Source organism: Quisquiliibacterium transsilvanicum (assembly GCF_014202215.1).
GTDB classification, from domain to species: Bacteria; Pseudomonadota; Gammaproteobacteria; order Burkholderiales; family Burkholderiaceae_E; genus Quisquiliibacterium; species Quisquiliibacterium transsilvanicum.
In genome coordinates this window covers 18,107-33,868 of record NZ_JACHGB010000006.1, presented here as the reverse complement: position 1 = coordinate 33,868, position 15,762 = coordinate 18,107, and the positions used below count along the sequence as shown (strand labels likewise).

Below are 15,762 nucleotides of genomic sequence, written 5' to 3'. Positions count from 1 at the left end.
CGTGTTCCCGTCGGGTGCAGGGTCAGCCCAGCGTGCGCGAGGCCAGCGCGGCGGCGGCCGCGCGGGTTTCGACGCCGAGCTTCTCGAACACATGCTCCAGGTGCTTGTTCACGGTGCGCGGGCTCATGCCGAGGATCTCGGCGATGTCGCGGTTGGTCTTTCCCTTCGCCACCCAGGACAGCACCTCGGTCTCGCGCGGCGTGAGCGCAGCGCTCTCGATGCGGTCCTCGCGCGCCGCGGGGTCGCGCCGCACGAGCAGCAGCATTGTCTCGTCCAGGCCCGCCCGGCCGAGGCTTCTGGCCACGAGCTGCTGGCCCGCGCTCGCCGGGGCGTCGAGCTCTCCGCCCGGCGCCAGCGCGATGGCCTGCGCGAGCCATTCGGGCGCGGGGTCGCCGTCGTTGCCGGCGAAGCACTCCGCCAGCCAGCGTCCCGCCTGCGGCGAGCGCCATGCGACGCGGGCGCGCGCGTCGAGCATCAGAACCCCCAAGCCGCCGAGGTCGACCGCGTCGCGGGCGAGCCGCGCCACGCGGGCGTTGCGCAGATGGGTGGCCAGCCGCGCGAGCACCTCGCCCGCGCGCACCGGCTTGACCACGTAGTCCACCGCCCCGCTCTCGAAGCCCTGGACGACGTCGCCGGTCTCGCTCAAACCCGTCATGAAGATCACCGGCACGTGCGCCCAGGCAGGGTTGGCCTTGATGCGGGCGCAGGTCTCGAAGCCGCTGAGCCCGGGCATCAGGGCGTCGAGCAGAATCGCGTCCGGAACCAGGTACTCCAGCCGCGACAGGGCTTCGGTGCCGCTGCGCGCGACCAGCACCGTGTAACCCTCCTGCTCGAGGAGCTCGCAGAGCCAGCGCAGGGTGTCCGGGGCGTCGTCGACGACCAGCACCGTGCCGGTGTTCTCAGGATTCGGGGTCATCGGGCATCCGCAACTGGGCGGCCAGGGCATCGAAATCGAAGGCATCGACCAGCCGGTGCCAGCGGGCGCAGGTGGCCGCCAGTTCCGGCTGCTCGGAGGCGAGGCGCTCGAGCGCCTCGCGCAGCGCCCTGGGCTGGCCGCTCAGCGCGAAGCGACGCAGCGTGGCAAGGGTCTCGGCGGGAATCCGCGCCAGATCTTCCGGGCTGGCGAGCTCCGCCGCCGGCGCCGGACCCGTGACCGGCAGGGCGTCCGCCCCGTCCTCGGAGAGCCACTCGAGCCGCAGCAGCCGCCCCAGCGCGTCGAGCAGCTCCGACTCGATCACCGGCTTGGCGACGAAGGCCTGCGCGCCCGCGGCTGCCAGGTTCTCCGCGCGATTCTCGAAAACGTCGGCGGACACCATGACGATCGGCAGGTCGGTCATCCCGGATGCGCGGACCCGCCTGGCCGTCTCCCAGCCGTCGAGGTCGTCCATGCTGATGTCCATCAGGATGGCGTCCGGGCGCGCTTCGCGGATGCTCTCCAGGCACTCGCTGCCGCTGGCCGATTCGCGCAGCGTGAAGCCCAGCGGGGCGAGCAGTCCGGACAGCAGCTGGCGCTGGATCGGCTGGTCGTCGACCACCAGCAGGGTGCGGCGCGGGCCCGCATAGCCGCCGATCGGGCGGTGGCGCGGCGGGCGGGGCAGCGACTTCAGGCTGGAGTGGGTCAGCTCGCGCAGATACAGGCGCACCGTGAAGGTGCTGCCGGAGCCGGGCGTGCTGCGCACCGAGAGCTCGCCGCCCATCAGCTCGGTCAGCAGGTGAGTGATGGTCAGGCCCAGCCCGGTGCCGGGCTCCGCGGTGCGCCGCCCCCCGCTGCCGCGCTCGAAGGGCAGGAAAATGCGCTCCAGGTCCTGGGGCTCGATGCCGATCCCGGTGTCCTCGACCTCGAAGCGGATCACCGCGCGGCGCGCATCCACCCGCAGCGTCACGCGTCCCGCTGCGGTGAAGCGCACCGCGTTGCCCAGCAGGTTCAGCAGGATCTGCCGCAGGCGTTTCGCGTCCGACTGCACATAGGCCGGGACCCGGCCCGAGGTCTCGTAGACGAAATCCAGGCCCTTGCCCTGGGCGGCCGGCCCGACCATGCGCACCACGTCCTCGAGGAGCTCGCGAAGCGACACGGGCGAGGCGTCCAGCCGCAGCCTGCCGGCTTCGATCCGCGCCAGGTCGAGCAGGCTGTCGACCAGCGCCCGCAGGTGCTCGCCGCTGCGGTGGATGGTGGTGACCGCGTCGCGCGACGAGGGGTCGAGGCGGTTGCCGCGCAGCAGGATCTGCGCATAGCCCAGGATGCCGTTGAGCGGGGTCCGCAGCTCGTGGGTGATGCCGGCGACGTAGCGGGTCTTGGCCTCGCTCGCCGCCTCGGCCACTTCCTTGGCCGTCTGCAGCGCCGCGTCGGTGCGGCGATGCGCGTCGATCTCGCTCTGCAGGCGCTCGTTCTGCCGCGCGGATTCGTCCTGCGCCATCCGGCGGCTCTCGCTGGCCAGCACGACCCACCAGGCGCACACCGCCGCGACCAGCACGAGCAATGCGAACACCTTGGCGAAGGGCGCGGCCAGCAGCCCGTTCCCGGTGGCGAAGCGCTCCTGGTCGAAGACCACCGCGAGCACCAGTGCGATGGCCAGGCACAGCGAGACGAGCACCACTGCGAAGTGGCCGAGCCGGCCGCTCAGGCGGCGCGCGAGCGGCGCCGGCAGCACCCCGGCGATCGCGTCAAGCGCCTGCTCCGAGGCGCGCGAGCGCGACTTGCAGCGATCCCGGCAGCGGGACTCCAGCGTGCAGCACAGCGAGCAGATGGCGCCCCCGTAGGCCGGGCAGGCGGCCATGTCCTCGGATTCGAAGCGGTTCTCGCAGACGGTGCAGCGCACCATGCGGCCCGGCTCCCAGGAGCCGGACGGGATGCGTGCAAGGTAGCGCCGGCCGCGGGTCAGCCAGGCGATCGCCGGTGCCGCCGCCATCGAAGTGCCCAGCGCGATGAAGGGCGAGAAGGCTTCAGCTTCCGGCCCGAGCAGGCCGGTGTACGCGGTGATCGCCGCCCCGGTCGCCAGCGTCATCGCGCCCAGCCCCACCGGGTTCAGGTCGTAGAGGTGGGCGCGCTTGAACTCGATGTGCCGCGGACTGAGCCCGAGCGGCTTGTTGATCACCAGGTCGGCCACCAGGGCGCCGATCCACGCGATGGCGACGTTGGCGTACAGCCCCAGCACCCGCTCGAGCGCGCCGAACACGTCGAGCATCATCAGCAGCAGCGCGATCGACACGTTGAACGCCAGCCAGACCACCCGCCCCGGGTGGCTGTGCGTGAGCCGGGCGAAGAAGTTGGACCAGGCCAGCGATCCGGCGTACGCGTTGGTGACGTTGATCTTCACCTGCGAGACGATCACGAAGACCACCATCACCGCCATCGCGGTGCCGGGGTGCCCGAAGGCCTCCATGAAGCCCGCCAGGTACATCTCCGTGGGCTTCACTGCCTGCGCCGCGGTGGCGCCTTGCTCCAGCGCCAGCGCGGCGAGCAGCGCGCCGGCCAGCATCTTCAGCATCCCGGGCACCACCCAGCCGGGCCCCGCGATCACCACCGCGCTCCACCAGCGCCAGCGGTTCTCGCGAGTCTGCTCGGGAAGGAAGCGCAGGTAGTCCACCTGCTCGCCGATCTGCACCACCAGCGCGATGGCGACGGTGGCGGCCGCGCCGAACATCAGCGGATCGAATTCGCTGCTTCCCGAGACGCTGCCGCGCAGCTGCGAAAGCGAGGTGTAGGCCTGTGGATTGGAGAAGGCGAGGGCGAGGAAGGGCAGCGCGAACAGCACCAGCCAGACCGGCTGCGTCCAGAGCTGCAGCCGCGAGATCAGCGTGATGCCGTGGGTGACCAGCGGAATCACCACCACTGCGGAGATCACGTAGCACCAGGCCAGCGGCACCTCGAGCACCATCTGCAGCGCGAGCGCCATGATCGCCGCCTCGAGCGCGAAGAAGATGAAGGTGAAGCCCGCGTAGATCAGCGAAGTGATCGTCGACCCCAGGTAGCCGAAGCCCGCGCCCCGGGTCAGCAGGTCCATGTCGATGCCGTGGCGCGCCGCGTAGATGCTGATCGGCAGGCCGGTCAGGAAGGTGATCAGCCCCACGGCGAGGATCGCCCACAGCGCGTTGGCGAACCCGTAGTTCAGCGCGATCGTCCCGCCGATGGCCTCCAGCGCCAGGAAGGACACCGCCCCGAACGCGGTGTTCGCCACCCGAAACTCGGACCACTTGCGGAAGCTGCGCGGCGTATAGCGCAGCGCGTAGTCCTCCAGGGTCTCGTTGGCGACCCAGGCGTTGTAGTCGCGGCGGATGCGGAAGATCTTCTGTGGAGCGGCGGCCAAGGGGATGCCCTGAAACGGTGCAGGCCTTCCTTGCAAGCAAGAAACGCGCCAGATACGCAAGTACGTCAATCGACGTATTCAGCGTTTTTGCGGCGCAGCACAAAGTTCGACCCAACACGCAGCCGATTGCTCCGGCAGACGCGGCGTGCAGCACCTCCCCAGGTCAAACAAGTTCTTGTGCAAGGAGCCTCCAGATGTCGCACGATCACGACGACCCCACCGGCGCCGCCGCCTACAACCTCCGCCGCCGTCGCCTGCTGCAGGGCATGAGCGCCTTGCCGCTGGCCGGCCTGCCCACTCTCGGCTTTGCGCAGAAGACCCCCACGGCGCAGGCGATGACCACCGGCAAGGCGGTCACGGACACCGAGGTCACCGTGGGCCAGCTGCACTCGGCCACCGGCACCATGGCCATCTCCGAGACCGGCTCCATCCAGGCCGAACAGCTCGCCATCGACCAGATCAACGCGATGGGCGGCGTGCTCGGCCGCAAGATCAAGGTCATCAAGGAGGACGGCGCATCCGACTGGCCGACCTTCGCCGAGAAGTCGCGCAAGCTGATCATCAACGACAAGGTGGCCTGCGTCTTCGGCTGCTGGACCTCGGCCTCGCGCAAGGCGGTGCTGCCGGTCTTCGAGAAGGAGAACAACCTCCTCTACTACCCGACCTTCTACGAGGGCCTGGAGCAGTCGAAGAACGTGATCTACACCGGCCAGGAGGCCACCCAGCAGATCATTTACGGCCTGGACTGGGCCGCCAAGGAGAAGAGCGCCAAGAAGTTCTTCCTGGTGGGCTCCGACTACATCTGGCCGCGCACCTCGATGAAGATCGCGCGCAAGCACATCGAGGCCTTCCAGAAGGGCAAGGTGGCAGGCGAGGAGTACTACCCGCTCGGCCACACCAACTTCAACTCGCTGATCAACAAGATCAAGGTCGCCAAGCCGGACTGCATCTTCGCGGCGGTGGTCGGCGGCTCCAACGTGGCCTTCTACAAGCAGCTCAAGGCCGCGGGCATCACCGGCGACAAGCAGTTCCTGCTCACGCTCTCCGTCACCGAGGACGAAATGCTCGGCGTCGGCGGCGAGAACTTCGCCGGCTTCTTCTCGTCGATGAAGTATTTCCAGTCGCTCGACAACGACAACAACCGCAAGTTCGTCGAGGCCTTCCGGGCCAAGTACGGGCCCAAGGCGGTGATCGGCGACGTCACCCAGGCCGCCTACCTCGGCCCCTGGCTCTGGAAGGCGGCGGTCGAGAAGGCGGGCAGCTTCGACGTCGACAAGGTGGTTGCCGCCTCGCCGGGAATCGAGCTCAAGAGCGCGCCCGAGGGCTACGTCAAGGTGCACCAGAACCACCACCTCTGGAGCAAGGCGCGCATCGCCCAGGGCCTGCCGGACGGCACCTTCAAGGTGGTCGCCGAGTCGGCGCAGCTGATCGAACCCAACCCCTTCCCGAAGGGCTACCAGTAAGCGAAACGGCGGACCGCGCGGCCTCTGCGCCGCGCGGTCCGCGGCCGCGGCGCCCGGTGCGCCGCGGTCCTTCCAGTCGTGTCCAAGGAGTCGGCGATGACCTTCCCGGAAATGCTCAACATCGGCCTGATGCAAGGCTTCGCGGGCCTGAGCCTGTTCTCGGTGCTGCTGCTCATGGGCCTCGGCCTGGCCGTGATCTTCGGCCAGATGGGCGTCATCAACATGGCGCACGGCGAGTTCATGACCATCGGCGCCTACACCGTGTTCCTCGGCTCCGTGCTGACCGAGAAGTTCGCGCCCGGGATGGTGCAGGCCTACTTCCCGGTGGCGATCGTCGCCGCCTTCCTGTTCGCTTTCGTTGCCGGCTGGCTCGCCGAGTGGGCGCTGATCCGGCATCTGTACAAGCGCCCGCTGGACACGCTGCTGGCCACCTGGGGCCTGAGCCTGGCGATGCAGCAGGTGTTCCGCACCGCGATCGGCCCGAAGGAGGTGAGCCCGACGCTGCCCGACTGGCTGATGGGCTCCTGGGCCCCCTCCGAAGGCCTGGACATCCCGATCAACGGCATGTTCGTGATGGCGCTCACGCTGGTCGTCACCGGAGGCCTGCTGTTCGCGATGTACCGGTCGCGCTGGGGACTGCGGGTGCGCGCCACGGTGGCAAACCGTGCGATGGCCAACGCCACCGGCATCAACACCCGGCTCACCGACCGGATGACCTTCGCGATCGGCTGCGGCATCGCCGGCGTCGCGGGCGCGGCCTTCACCACGATCGGCTCGACCGGCCCCACCAGCGGCTCGCTCTACATCGTCGACGCCTTCCTGGTCGTCACCTTCGGCGGCGCCGCCAGCCTGCTGGGCACCGTGGCCTCCGCCTTCGGCATCGCGCAGACCCAGTCGATCTCCGAGTTCTTCCTGTCCGGCTCGAACGCCAAGGTGCTCACGCTGCTCCTGGTCGTGTCGATCCTGATGATCCGCCCGCAGGGCCTGTTCGCGGCCAAGGTGCGCCGCTGAGCGGCGCCACGAGAGGAGAGATGCGATGAAATCCCTGCAATCCCTGTTGCGCCCCGGTCTCGGCGGCGTGGCGATCCTGGCGCTGCTGCTGCTGGTGGTGTTCCCGCTGGCGCTCGACAGCTTCCGGCTCAACCTGGTGGGCAAGTACCTCACCTACGCCTTCGTCGCGATGGGGCTGGTCATGCTCTGGGGCTACGGCGGCATCCTGAGCCTCGGCCAGGGGGTGTTCTTCGGGCTGGGCGGCTACATGATGGCCATGTTCCTCAAGCTCGAGGCCTCCGACCCGGAGAGCACGAAGATTCAGTCCACCCCGGGCATCCCCGACTTCATGGACTGGAACCAGCTCACCGAGCTGCCCTTCTGGTGGAAGCCCTTCGAGTCGCTGCCGCTGGCGCTGGCCGCGGTGGTGCTGGTGCCCACGGTGCTGGCCTTCATCATCGGCTTCGCGATGTTCAGGCGGCGCGTGGGCGGCGTGTACTTCGCGATCATCACCCAGGCGATCGCGCTGATCCTGACCGTGCTGATCATCGGCCAGCAGGGCTACACCGGCGGCGTCAACGGCATCACCGACCTGAAGACGATGCTCGGCTGGGACATCCGCAGCGATTCGGCCAAGACCATCCTGTACTTCGTCTGTGCGGGGCTGCTGCTGGCGTCGATCCTGCTGTGCCGCTGGATCCAGGCCAGCAAGCTCGGCACGCTGCTGCTGGCGATGCGCGACAAGGAGGACCGCGTCCGCTTCTCCGGCTACGACGTCTCGATGTTCAAGGTCTTCGTGTTCTGCCTGGCGGCGGCGCTGTCGGCCGTGGGCGGCGCGCTGTTCACGCTGCAGGTCGGCTTCATGTCGCCGAGCTTCGTCGGCATCGTGCCATCGATCGAGATGGTGATCTTCGCCGCGGTCGGCGGCCGGATGAGCCTGGTCGGCGCGGTCTACGGCGCGCTGCTGGTCAACGCCGGCAAGACCTTCTTCTCCGAGAGCTTCCCCGACCTGTGGCTGTTCCTGATGGCCGCGCTGTTCATCGGCGTGACGATGGCCTTCCCCAACGGCCTGGCCGGGCTGGTCGAAAGCCACCTCAAACCCTGGTGGGCGCGCCGCAAGGCGCAGCGCGCGGAGCTCGCGGAGCGCGTCGCCGCCGCGCACGCGGCCTTCCCGGATGCGCCTGCGCCGCGCGGCGCCGCGAGCCCCGAAACCAAGCTGCCCGGCGTCATCTCCAGCCAGCGCGCCTGAACCCCGGACCGAAGGAGCCATTCCATGAGCCCGAAAGAGTTCGTTCTGTACGTCGAGGGACTGACCGTGTCCTTCGACGGATTCAAGGCGATCGACGACCTCAACCTGTACGTGGACAAGGACGAGCTGCGCGTGATCATCGGCCCCAACGGCGCTGGCAAGACCACGCTGCTCGACCTGATCTGCGGCAAGACGAAGGCCAGCGCCGGCAGCATCAGGTTCAAGGACGAGGAGCTGACGAAGAAGCTGGAGCACGAGATCGTCCGTGCCGGCGTCGGCCGCAAGTTCCAGACGCCCTCCATCTACGAGAACCTGAGCGTCTTCCAGAACCTCGAGGTGTCCTTCCCGCGGGGCCGGTCGGTGTTCGGCGCGCTGGCCTTCAAGCGCACCCCCGAGGTCCTCGAGCGGGTGCGGACGGTGGCCGAGGAAATCGGCCTGGCCGACAAGCTCGAGACCGAGGCGGGCCTGCTCTCGCACGGCGAGAAGCAGTGGCTGGAGATCGGGATGCTGCTGATGCAGGAGCCGGAGCTGCTGATGCTCGACGAACCGATCGCCGGCATGAGCGCGCGCGAGCGTGAACTCACCGCCGAACTGCTCAAGCGCATCTGCCGCAAGCGCTCGATGATCGTCATCGAGCACGACATGGACTTCGTCGCGCAGATCGCGTCGAAGGTGACCGTGATGCACCAGGGAAAGATCCTCGCCGAGGGAACGATGGACGCAGTCCAGAACGATCCCAGGGTGATCGACGTCTACCTGGGCCACTGAACCGAATCGAAGCAAGGAGCGCGTCATGCTCGAAGTGAAGGATCTGCGGGTCAGCTACGGCCAGAGCGAGGCCCTGCATGGCATCTCGTTCGCCACTGGCGAGAACGAGGCGGTGGCGATCATGGGGCGCAACGGCATGGGCAAGACCACGCTGTTCAAGAGCCTGATGGGGGTGCTGCCGACGAAGTCCGGCACCGTCAGCGTGGCCGGCCAGGACGTCACCCGCGACGAGAGCTATCGGCGGGTGGCCAAGGGAATCGCCTACGTGCCGCAGGGCCGGATGATCTTCCCCACGCTGACCGTCGAGGAGAACATCCAGACCGGCCTTGAGAACAGCCGCAGCCGGCGCATCCCGGACGAAATCTATGCGCTGTTCCCGGTGCTGTTCGACATGCGCCGCCGCAAGGGCGGCAACCTCTCGGGCGGACAGCAGCAGCAGCTCGCGATCGCGCGCGCGCTGGTCACCGACCCCAAGGTGCTGCTGCTCGACGAGCCCACCGAGGGAATCCAGCCCTCGATCATCAAGGACATCGCCCGCGCGCTCAACGAGATCCGCAAGCTGCGCAAGATCACGATCGTGGTCTCCGAGCAGGTGCTCTCGTTCGCGATGGACGTGGCAGACCGGCTGTTCGTGATCGAGGGCGGAGTCCTCGTCCACGAGACCGCGCGCGCCGACACCGACGTCGCGCGCATCAGACAGTACCTGTCCGTCTGAACGACGCGACGCCGCAGGACGAACCCCCGTTTTCCTCACGCACCAAGCAGGAGACTCGCCATGCCCGAAACGCTCATCAAGGTCGACCTCGCCCAGTCGCCGTACGAGAACGAGAACATCCACAACCGCTGGCATCCGGACGTGCCGATGGCCTGCTGGGTGAAGCCCGGCGACGATTTCGTCCTCGAGACCTACGACTGGACCGGCGGCTACATCAAGAACAACGACAGCGCCGACGACGTGCGCGACGTCGACCTCACCACCGTGCACTTCCTGTCCGGCCCGGTGGGCGTCAAGGGCGCGGAGCCCGGCGACCTGCTGGTGGTCGAACTGCTGGACATCGGCGCCAAGCAGGACAGCCTCTGGGGCTTCAACGGTTTCTTCTCGAAGAAGAACGGCGGCGGCTTCCTCACCGACCACTTCCCGCTCGCGCAGAAGTCCATCTGGGACTTCGAGGGCATGTTCACGAAGAGCCGCCACATCCCGGGCGTGCGCTTCGCGGGCCTGATCCACCCGGGCCTGATCGGCTGCCTGCCCGACCGGAAGATGCTCGACATCTGGAACGAGCGCGAAGTGGACTTCATCGCCACGCAGCCAGACCGCGTTCCGCCGCTGGCCAACCCGCCGTTCGCGCAGACCGCGCACATGGGCAAGCTCAAAGGGGATGCCGCCACCAGGGCCGCCGCCGAGGGCGCACGCACCGTTCCGCCGCGCGAGCACGGCGGCAATTGCGACATCAAGGACCTGTCGCGCGGCGCGAAGGTCTACTTCCCGGTCTACGTGGACGGCGCGGGTCTCTCGGTGGGCGACCTGCACTTCAGCCAGGGCGACGGCGAGATCACCTTCTGCGGCGCCATCGAGATGGCCGGCTGGGTGCACATGAAGGTCGAGCTGATCAAGGGCGGCATGGCGAAGTACGGAATCAGGAACCCGATCTTCAAGCCCAGCCCGATCACGCCGAACTACAACGATTACCTGATCTTCGAAGGCATCTCGGTCGACGAGCAGGGCAAGCAGCACTACCTGGACGTGCACGTCGCCTACCGCCAGGCCTGCCTGAACGCGATCGAGTACATGACGAAGTTCGGCTACTCGCGCGCCCAGGCCTATTCGATCCTGGGCACCGCGCCGGTGCAGGGGCACATCAGCGGCGTGGTCGACATCCCCAATGCATGCGCCACGCTGTGGCTGCCCACGCAGATCTTCGACTTCGACATCAGCCCGAACGCCAACGGTCCGGTCAAGGCGATCACCGGCGACGTCGACCTGCCGATTTCGCAGGACCTCTGAGCGCGTCACGCCCCCGCAGTCCGACCTACCGACATCGAAGGAGAACGCGATGCCCACCTACGAATACGCCTGTCCCGACTGCGGGGGCTTCGACGCGTTCCGCAGCCTCGCCCAGCGCAGCGAGCCGGTCGAGTGCCCGGCCTGCGGCGCCCACGCGCCGCGGATGCTGAGCGCGCCCAGACTGTCCGCGATGGCGACCGGAACCCGCCGCGCGATCGAAACCAACGAGCGCGCCGCCAACCAGCCGAAGTCCTCGCGCGACCTCGCCGGCAGCTACGGCCGCCTGCGCCACCCATCGGGCTGCGGCTGCTGCTCCGGCGGCAGCATCCGGGGCGCCACCGTCCAGGCGGCCTCCGGCGCCAAGGCCTTCCCCACCAAGCGGCCCTGGATGATCAGCCACTGAGCCCGGCGCGCAGTCCGGCACGAGATTCAGCACGCGATCCGGCAGCACGTATCGCCACGCAACACCGAAACGCACAGGAGCAGCCATGCACCACGGAGACATCTCCTCCAGCAAGGACACCGTGGGTGTCGCGGTCGTCAACTACAAGATGCCGCGGCTCCACACCCGCGCCGAAGTGCTCGACAACGCCCGCAAGATCGCCGCGATGATCGAGGGGATGAAGCTGGGCCTGCCCGGGATGGATCTGGTGATCTTCCCGGAGTACAGCACCCACGGGATCATGTACGACTCCAAGGAGATGTACGACACCGCGTCCTCCTGCCCCGGCGAGGAGACCGAGATCTTCGCGCAGGCCTGCCGCAAGGCGAAGGTCTGGGGCGTGTTCTCGCTGACCGGCGAGCGCCACGAGGAGCACCCCAACAAGGCGCCGTACAACACGCTGATCCTTATGAATGACCAGGGCGAGATCGTGCAGAAGTACCGCAAGATCATGCCCTGGGTGCCGATCGAGGGCTGGTACCCGGGCAACTGCACCTACGTGTCCGAAGGCCCCAAGGGACTGAAGGTCAGCCTGATCATCTGCGACGACGGCAACTACCCCGAGATCTGGCGCGACTGCGCGATGAAGGGCGCGGAGCTGATCGTGCGCTGCCAGGGCTACATGTACCCGGCCAAGGACCAGCAGGTGCTGATGGCCAAGGCGATGGCGTGGGCCAACAACTGCTACGTGGCGGTGGCCAATGCCTCCGGCTTCGACGGCGTGTATTCCTACTTCGGCCACTCGGCGATCATCGGCTTCGACGGGCGCACGCTGGGCGAGTGCGGCGAGGAGGACTACGGCATCCAGTACGCCGCGCTCTCCAAGGGACTGATCCGCGACTTCCGCAAGAACGGCCAGTCGGAGAACCACCTGTTCAAGCTGCTGCATCGCGGCTACACCGGCAAGATCAACTCGCGCGAGGGCGACAAGGGCGTGGCCGCCTGCCCCTACGACTTCTACGCGAAGTGGGTCAACGACCCCGAGGGCACCCGCGAGATGGTGGAGTCGATCACGCGCAGCACGGTCGGCACCGAGGAGTGTCCGATCGAGGGCATCCCGAACCCCGACACCGTCGGGCATCGCTGAGCCACCGCTTCCCGTGCCGGGCCCGTGCCCGGCCGGGAACGACATCGAACCGAACCGAGGCCCGCCCTTGAGCGCCCTGCCGATCACTCACGACCCGCTGGCGCAATGGCGCCAGCATTCCGAGCCTTGGTACCTGCCGGTCGGCGACGAGGTCGCCTCCTTCGAGGCCGCCTACGCGCTGCGGCTGCCGGTGCTGCTCAAGGGCCCCACCGGCTGCGGCAAGACGCGCTTCGTCGAGCACATGGCCTGGCGGCTGCGCCGCCCGCTGGTCACCGTCAGCTGCCACGAGGACCTCACGGCGGGCGACCTCGTCGGCCGCTGGCTGCTCGACGCCGAGGGCACGCGCTGGCACGACGGGCCGCTGACGCTGGCCGCCCGCCACGGGGCGATCTGCTACCTGGACGAGATCGTGGAGGCGCGGCCCGACACCACGGTGGTGATGCATCCCCTCACCGACTCCCGTCGCGTGCTGCCGCTCGAGAAGCGCAACGAGCTGCTACACGCGCATCCGGACTTCCAGCTGGTGGTGTCCTACAACCCGGGCTACCAGGGGATGCACAAGCAGCTCAAGCCGTCCACGCGGCAGCGCTTCACCGCGCTGGAGTTCGGCTATCCGGCGCCCGACGCCGAGGCGCGCATCGTCGCGCACGAGGCGGGCGTGGAGCCGGCGCTCGCCGCGCAGCTGGTCGCGCTCGCGCAGCGTACCCGGCGCCTGGCGGGCGAGGGCCTCGACGAGGGCGCCTCGACGCGGATGCTGGTGCACGCGGCAGGGCTGGTGCGCGGCGGCGTGGCGCCCCGCGCCGCCTGCCTGCAGGCGGTAGTGCTGCCGCTGACCGACGACCCTGAGCTGATCGAGGCCCTGCGGGCTGCCGTGGAGGCGAGCTTCGCCTGATCCGATGCTGCCGGCTGCACGCGAGCGCTCTGGCGCCGGCCCGTCGCAGCCGGTGCGCGATCCGGTTCCGGCTTCGCCCGACCGCCGCACACCGCGGGTGCTGCGCGCCTACCTGCGCGCGCTGTGGCAGGCCGAGCCGCCGGCGATCGCGACGCTCGCGTCTCGGGCCCCGCGTGCGGTCCTCGCCGCGGGAGCGCTGCACCTGCCGGAGTGCGCGCTCGAGCCTGCGCTCGCGCGCCGCCTGCGCCTGGCCAGCGCCGCGCACGCGGGAGCGCATCTCGCCCATGGGGGGCCGCGACAGGCGCGCGGGTCGCTCAAACCGGCGCAGCTGGCGCTCGCAGGCCTGTTCGAGGACGCCCGCGTCGAGTGGCTGGCCGCGCGCGAGCTGCCGGGCCTGCGGGCGCTGTGGCTCGCCTTCCACCGGGCGGGGCCGGACAGTGCGAGCGACTTCGAGACGCTGATGGCGCGGCTCGCCCGTGTCCTGCTCGACCCCACGTGGCACGATCCGCACCCGTGGGTGCAGAAGGGGCGCGGCCTGTTCTTCGACGGACCGGAGGCGCGCGGGCTCGCGCTCGCCGATGCCGCATCCCTGCGCCGTGCGGCCTCGCTGCTGGGCAACGACATCGGCCAGATGCGGCTCCAGTTCAACGCGCGCAGCTATGTGGTCGAGCCCGAGTACCGCGACGACAACAGCCACCTCTGGACCTTCGACGAGACCCTGCCGCCCTCGTCGGTGGCGCTCGAGGCCTCGGAGAGCGGGGCGCGCCGCAGCGACGGCGATGGCGGCGCTTCGCGCGACGCGGCGCCTGGGCAGGCCGGTGTCGGTGCCGAGGTGCCGGCCGAGGATCGCTCCGCGGGTCAGCAGCCGGGCCTGGCCACCGGCGCCAGCGCCAGCAGGTATCCGGAGTGGGACCGGCTGATCGGGCGCCACCGGCCGGCCTGGGCCACGGTGTTGGAGGGCGAGCCAGCCGCCGAGGCGAGCGCGCAGGCCTGCCGGCAGCTTCGCGATGAGCTCGAAGGCGAAGTGGCGCTGGCGCGTCGGCTGCGCAGCCTCCTGCGCGCGGAAGGCGCGCTGCGGACCCGTGCGCGACCGCGCCGTGCGCCCGACGGCGACGGCTTCCACCTGGGTGCGCTCGTCGACGCCGGCGTCGCGCGGCGCATGCGCGTGTCCCCGGAACCGCGCGTCCACCTTCGGTCCGAGGAAGGCAGCGATCCGCTCGCCGTGACGATCCTGGTCGATGCATCGGCCTCCTCCGCGCGCGCGGCGCACGCCGGCGCTCGCACCCTGCTGCAGGCGGAGCGCCTGGCTGCGCTGGCCTGCGCCGATGCGCTCGAGCGCAGCGGCCACGACTGCGCGATCCGCGCCTTCGCCTCGGACGGTCGCCACGCGGTCCGGATGGAGCGCGTGAAGGACTTCGGCCAGGAGACCGGCGACCCGCTCGTGCTGGAGCGGGCCGCGGCCCTGCGCAGCGCATTGTCGACCCGCGTCGGCGCTGCGCTGCGCCACGCCGGGGCGACGCTCGCGCGCCGTCCGAACGCGCGCCGGCTGGTGCTGCTGCTCACCGACGGCGAGCCGCGCGACGTCGACGTCCACGACAGGCGTTACCTGCTCGAGGATCTTCGCGTGGCGGTCGGCGAGGTGCGCCGGCGTGGCGTCGCAGTGGCCTGCCTCAACCTGGACGCCTCGGCGCCTTCTGCGCGCCGCGACGCGCTGCGTCGCGCGTTCCCGCCGGGAGCCTGCGCCGAGGTGGCACGTCCGGCGCGGCTGGCCGAGGCGATCGTCGGCGTGCTCGCGGCGGCATTGCGCTGAGCAGGGCGGCGCGGGCCGGGCCTCTCAGGTCTTCGGGGCGCCGCCGGACTGCCGGATGCCGGCATAGACGTCGGTGATCCGCGCGCCGCCCCAGCCCTTGTCGTAGGGCGCGAGCATCTTCATCGTGATCGTCACGCGCTCGAACTTCCAGCCGTCCGCGGTCCGCCGGTAGCGGTCGTCGTAGCGCGCCGACATCCACCAGGCCTGCTCGCCGTCCGGCAGCGCATAGACCAGCGGCTCCCAGAGGTACCAGCGCCCCGTGGCCGAGTCGCCGTCGACCTCGATGATCGGGTTCGTCACCATGTGCAGCGCGAACGGCACGCGCGCCGGCGAGCCCTGGAAGAAGCGCCTGATCGCCTCGCGGCCGGAATGTGCGCCGATCGGACCGCCGTCCCAGACCGCATCTTCGGTGAACAGTTCAGCCAGCGGGTCGGCGTCGTAGCCGTCGTCGCACAGTTCGCAGTACCTGTGCTTGAGTCGCCTGATCGCCTCGAGGTCGGCGAGCCAGCGGACCAGTTGCGTCGTATCCATGTCGGGCATCGGGTTCTCCTTTCCGTTCGCGCTCGTGCAGGACCGCGGAGGGCCTGCCCGTCCCGCATGATGCGGCGCGCACCGGACCGCGTCCACGGCCGCGCGTTCGCCGCGCCGCGCCCGGGCGGTGGATTTCCGAGACCGGCGAGGTCGGCGCAGCAGCGGCTCCCGGTAGGCTTCCGGAGTTCCCCTTTCCTGCCACCCCAAGGAGCATCAGGCCC

The 15,762-nt window shown here is 69.5% G+C and carries 13 protein-coding genes; 10 read left to right on the top strand and 3 right to left on the bottom strand.

Annotation, left to right across the window (positions count from 1 at the left end):
• Positions 1–22 precede the first annotated feature (22 nt).
• Positions 23–916 (bottom strand): response regulator transcription factor, encoded by an 894-nt coding sequence (locus tag HNQ70_RS15135; protein WP_246434997.1) that lies wholly within the window; start codon positions 914–916, stop codon positions 23–25.
• Positions 900–4,304 (bottom strand): hybrid sensor histidine kinase/response regulator, encoded by a 3,405-nt coding sequence (locus HNQ70_RS15130; RefSeq protein WP_183969209.1) that lies wholly within the window; start codon positions 4,302–4,304, stop codon positions 900–902. The genes HNQ70_RS15135 and HNQ70_RS15130 overlap by 17 nt, the downstream gene beginning before the upstream one ends.
• 194 nt (positions 4,305–4,498) lie before the next feature.
• On the opposite strand from HNQ70_RS15130, the gene urtA reads away from it, so the two are divergent.
• From urtA to HNQ70_RS15080, 10 genes are all read left to right on the top strand, one after another.
• Positions 4,499–5,767 carry an urea ABC transporter substrate-binding protein gene (gene urtA / locus HNQ70_RS15125; protein ID WP_183969207.1) on the top strand — a complete coding sequence of 423 codons (1,269 nt, stop codon included), beginning with the start codon at positions 4,499–4,501 and terminating at the stop codon, positions 5,765–5,767.
• A 96-nt stretch (positions 5,768–5,863) separates the two neighbouring features.
• Complete coding sequence (urtB, locus tag HNQ70_RS15120) at positions 5,864–6,778, top strand: urea ABC transporter permease subunit UrtB (RefSeq protein WP_183969205.1); 915 nt, start codon at positions 5,864–5,866, stop codon at positions 6,776–6,778.
• Between the two features lie 25 nt (positions 6,779–6,803).
• Positions 6,804–8,006 carry an urea ABC transporter permease subunit UrtC gene (gene urtC, locus HNQ70_RS15115; protein ID WP_183969203.1) on the top strand — a complete coding sequence of 401 codons (1,203 nt, stop codon included), beginning with the start codon at positions 6,804–6,806 and terminating at the stop codon, positions 8,004–8,006.
• 24 nt (positions 8,007–8,030) lie between these two features.
• The gene (gene urtD, locus HNQ70_RS15110) at positions 8,031–8,774 is read left to right on the top strand and encodes an urea ABC transporter ATP-binding protein UrtD (protein WP_183969201.1); all 744 of its coding nucleotides are present in this window, start codon (positions 8,031–8,033) and stop codon (positions 8,772–8,774) included.
• Between the two features lie 25 nt (positions 8,775–8,799).
• Positions 8,800–9,489, top strand: a complete 690-nt coding sequence (gene urtE, locus HNQ70_RS15105; protein WP_183969199.1) for an urea ABC transporter ATP-binding subunit UrtE — start codon at positions 8,800–8,802, stop codon at positions 9,487–9,489.
• Positions 9,490–9,549: 60 nt separating this feature from the next.
• Positions 9,550–10,779: a formamidase gene (fmdA, locus tag HNQ70_RS15100; protein ID WP_183969197.1), complete on the top strand. Its 1,230-nt coding sequence runs from the start codon at positions 9,550–9,552 to the stop codon at positions 10,777–10,779.
• Positions 10,780–10,828: 49 nt separating this feature from the next.
• On the top strand, positions 10,829–11,182 hold the full coding sequence (locus HNQ70_RS15095) for an FmdB family zinc ribbon protein (RefSeq protein WP_183969195.1): 354 nt from the start codon (positions 10,829–10,831) through the stop codon (positions 11,180–11,182).
• An 85-nt stretch (positions 11,183–11,267) separates the two neighbouring features.
• A complete protein-coding gene (locus tag HNQ70_RS15090; protein WP_183969193.1) occupies positions 11,268–12,308 on the top strand; it encodes an aliphatic amidase in 1,041 nt (346 codons plus the stop codon).
• Positions 12,309–12,375: 67 nt separating this feature from the next.
• Positions 12,376–13,200 carry a CbbQ/NirQ/NorQ/GpvN family protein gene (locus tag HNQ70_RS15085; RefSeq protein WP_183969192.1) on the top strand — a complete coding sequence of 275 codons (825 nt, stop codon included), beginning with the start codon at positions 12,376–12,378 and terminating at the stop codon, positions 13,198–13,200.
• A 4-nt stretch (positions 13,201–13,204) separates the two neighbouring features.
• Positions 13,205–15,010, top strand: a complete 1,806-nt coding sequence (locus tag HNQ70_RS15080; protein WP_183969190.1) for a nitric oxide reductase activation protein NorD — start codon at positions 13,205–13,207, stop codon at positions 15,008–15,010.
• 24 nt (positions 15,011–15,034) lie between these two features.
• Here HNQ70_RS15080 and HNQ70_RS15075 read toward each other — a convergent pair whose 3' ends face one another.
• Entirely contained in the window at positions 15,035–15,550 is a 516-nt protein-coding gene (locus HNQ70_RS15075; protein WP_183969188.1) for a nuclear transport factor 2 family protein, read from the bottom strand.
• Between the last annotated feature and the right edge of the window lie 212 nt (positions 15,551–15,762).

Excerpts from the sequence above, each read along its gene's own strand:
- urtB (WP_183969205.1), top strand. The coding sequence starts at position 5,864 with ATGACCTTCCCGGAAATGCTCAACATCGGCCTGATGCAAGGCTTCGCG.
- urtD (WP_183969201.1), top strand. The coding sequence starts at position 8,031 with ATGAGCCCGAAAGAGTTCGTTCTGTACGTCGAGGGACTGACCGTGTCC.
- fmdA (WP_183969197.1), top strand. The coding sequence starts at position 9,550 with ATGCCCGAAACGCTCATCAAGGTCGACCTCGCCCAGTCGCCGTACGAG.
- urtE (WP_183969199.1), top strand. The coding sequence starts at position 8,800 with ATGCTCGAAGTGAAGGATCTGCGGGTCAGCTACGGCCAGAGCGAGGCC.
- HNQ70_RS15075 (WP_183969188.1), bottom strand. The coding sequence starts at position 15,550 with ATGCCCGACATGGATACGACGCAACTGGTCCGCTGGCTCGCCGACCTC.
- HNQ70_RS15135 (WP_246434997.1), bottom strand. The coding sequence starts at position 916 with ATGACCCCGAATCCTGAGAACACCGGCACGGTGCTGGTCGTCGACGAC.
- HNQ70_RS15090 (WP_183969193.1), top strand. The coding sequence starts at position 11,268 with ATGCACCACGGAGACATCTCCTCCAGCAAGGACACCGTGGGTGTCGCG.
- HNQ70_RS15095 (WP_183969195.1), top strand. The coding sequence starts at position 10,829 with ATGCCCACCTACGAATACGCCTGTCCCGACTGCGGGGGCTTCGACGCG.
- urtA (WP_183969207.1), top strand. The coding sequence starts at position 4,499 with ATGTCGCACGATCACGACGACCCCACCGGCGCCGCCGCCTACAACCTC.
- HNQ70_RS15080 (WP_183969190.1), top strand. The coding sequence starts at position 13,205 with ATGCTGCCGGCTGCACGCGAGCGCTCTGGCGCCGGCCCGTCGCAGCCG.
- urtC (WP_183969203.1), top strand. The coding sequence starts at position 6,804 with ATGAAATCCCTGCAATCCCTGTTGCGCCCCGGTCTCGGCGGCGTGGCG.